Genomic DNA, 2,429 nt, shown 5'->3' with positions numbered 1-2,429 from the left:
TCATCGCACAGCGTGGCTTCGACATCGAGACGTGCCAGCGCCACCAGCACCGACCGCCCGGTCACCCCGGCGCCGGTGACCAGCACGCGGGCCCCGGATGCCAACGGCTCGATGCCGGCGCCCCCCGCCGCCTGGTGACTCATCTCAGTCACCGATCGCGGAGAGCCACTCACCGTAGAACAGGGCCACGCCGAGGCCGCAGCTGATCGCGGTGAGTAACCAGAACCGGATGATCACGGTCGTCTCGGCCCAGCCGCCCAGTTCGAAATGGTGGTGAAATGGCGCCATCCGGAACACCCGGCGACCGGTGGTGCGGAAAGTCAGGATCTGCAAGACCACCGAGGTGATCTCGGCGACGAACAGCGAACCCAACACGACGGCGAGGACCTCGGTGCGGCTGGTGACCGACAACCCCGCGATGATGCCGCCCAGGGCCAGCGACCCGGTGTCGCCCATGAAGATCCGCGCCGGCGCCGCGTTCCACCAGAGGAACCCGACGCAGGCACCGGCCGTCGCAGCCGCGATCAGCGCCAGGTCCAGCGGATCGCGGACGTTGTAGCAGCCCAGCCCCGGCGCTGTCGCGCAGGCGTTGCGGTACTGCCAGAAGGTGATCAGCACGTAGGCGGCGGTGACCATCGCCATGCAGCCGCCGGCCAGCCCGTCCAGGCCGTCGGTGAAGTTGACCGCATTCGACCAGGCGCTGACGACCAGCACGCAGAACAGGATGAACAGTGCCGGCGCGAGCGTGACGGTGGCGATTTCCCGCACATAGGACAGGTTGGCGCTGGCCGGTGTGAGCCCGGCGGAGTTGCGGAACTGCAGCACCAGCGCGCCGAACAACACCGCGGCGGTGACCTGCCCGATGGCCTTGGTGGTTTTGTTCAGCCCCAGGTTGCGCGCTCTACGGATCTTGATCAGGTCGTCGACGAAGCCGACCCCGCCCAACGCGGTGGCCAGCAGCAGCACCAGCAGCCCCGACGCGGACGGCCCCTCACCTCCCAGCGCCAGACCCGCGAGGTGAGTGCCCAGATAGCCCGCCCAGATCCCGGCCACGATCGCCACGCCGCCCATCGACGGGGTACCGCGTTTCGTTTGGTGGCTCGGCGGGCCATCCTCGCGGATCTCGTGGCCGAACCCCTGTCGGGTGAACAGCCGGATCAGCAACGGGGTGAGCAGGATCGACACCATCAGCGATATGCCGACAGCGATCAGAACCTGCTTCATCGGCGAATGCCCCGGCTCTCGGGGGCGGAATCAGCGACCAGTGCGTCGGCCAACTTACCCAGCCCGACCGCGTTCGACGCCTTGACCAGCACCACATCTCCGGAGCGCAGTTCGCCTCGCAGGAGCGCGAGCGCGCCGGAAGCGTCCGCGACGATCGTGGCCGCTCCTTCAGCTTGTGAGCCCCGTGCCCCTTCCATGACCGCGCCGTGGTGCATGGCGCTCATTGAATTCCCCGTTCCCACGACAACCAGTCGAGAGACATCTAAGCGCACCGCCAACCGGCCGATGCGATCATGCTCGGTCAGCGCGTCGTCGCCGAGTTCGGCCATTTCACCGAGCACCGCCCAACTGCGCCGCTGCTGACCGGCTTGCCGGGTGACCCAGGCCAGTGCCTGCAGGGCGGCCCGCATCGACTCCGGGTTGGCGTTGTAGGCGTCGTCGATCACCGTCACGCCGTCAGACCGGGTGACCACCTGCATGCGGTGTTGCGACATCGCATGCGCGCCGGCCAGGGCGGTCGCCACCCGTTCGGGCGTGGCGCCGCATTCCAGCGCGACCGCCGCAGCACACAGCGCGTTACTCACCTGGTGTTCGCCGTGCACGCCGAGCTGGATGTCGACGGTGGAGCCGCGGGCGTGCAGGGTGAAGCGGGGCCTGGCCAGCTCGTCGAGATTGACCGGTCCGGCCCACACGTCGCTTGGCCCGGCGTCGGTCTGCGCTGAGCGGCTGACCCGCACCACCCGCGCCGCCGTCACGTCGGCCATTGCCGCCACCACCGGATCGTCGGCGTTGAGAACGACCACCCCGGATGACGGGACCGCCTGCGGCAGTTCGGCTTTGGTCTTGGCGATGGCCGACCGGCTGCCGAACTCGCCCAGGTGAGCGGTGCCGACGTTGAGCACCACACCCACCGCCGGCGGCGCGATGGCGGCCAGCGCGGCGATGTTGCCCGGATGACGCGCCGACATCTCCAGGATCAGATAGTCAGTGCTGCGGGTTGCGCGCAGCACCGTCCACGGATGGCCCAGCTCGTTGTTGAACGACCCCGGCGGCGCGATCACCTCACCGAGCGGGTCGAGCACCGCGGCCAGCAAGTCCTTGGTCGAGGTCTTACCCGACGACCCGGTGACCCCGACGATGGTCAGCCCGTCAGCGGCCAGCTCGGCGGCCACCGCGGCGGCCAGCTTGGCCAGCGCGGCCAGCAC

The 2,429-nt window shown here is 69.1% G+C and carries 2 protein-coding genes; both read right to left on the bottom strand.

The genetic code is table 11. The features are described from left to right. Positions 1–144 precede the first annotated feature (144 nt). Positions 145–1,224, bottom strand: coding sequence for a phospho-N-acetylmuramoyl-pentapeptide-transferase (gene mraY / locus WA317_RS18240; RefSeq protein ID WP_425174375.1), 1,080 nt, complete (start codon positions 1,222–1,224; stop codon positions 145–147). Beyond that, a partial coding sequence (locus WA317_RS18235; protein WP_425174374.1) for a UDP-N-acetylmuramoyl-tripeptide--D-alanyl-D-alanine ligase occupies positions 1,221–2,429 on the bottom strand: 1,209 nt, incomplete at its 5' end. The genes WA317_RS18235 and mraY, both read right to left, overlap by 4 nt.

This window comes from Mycobacterium sp., from assembly GCF_049802695.1.
Taxonomy (GTDB): domain Bacteria; phylum Actinomycetota; class Actinomycetes; order Mycobacteriales; family Mycobacteriaceae; genus Mycobacterium.
Note: the sequence above shows the minus strand (reverse complement) of the source record. Positions and strands in the feature narration are given on the sequence as shown.

Excerpts from the sequence above, each read along its gene's own strand:
- mraY (WP_425174375.1), bottom strand. The coding sequence starts at position 1,224 with ATGAAGCAGGTTCTGATCGCTGTCGGCATATCGCTGATGGTGTCGATC.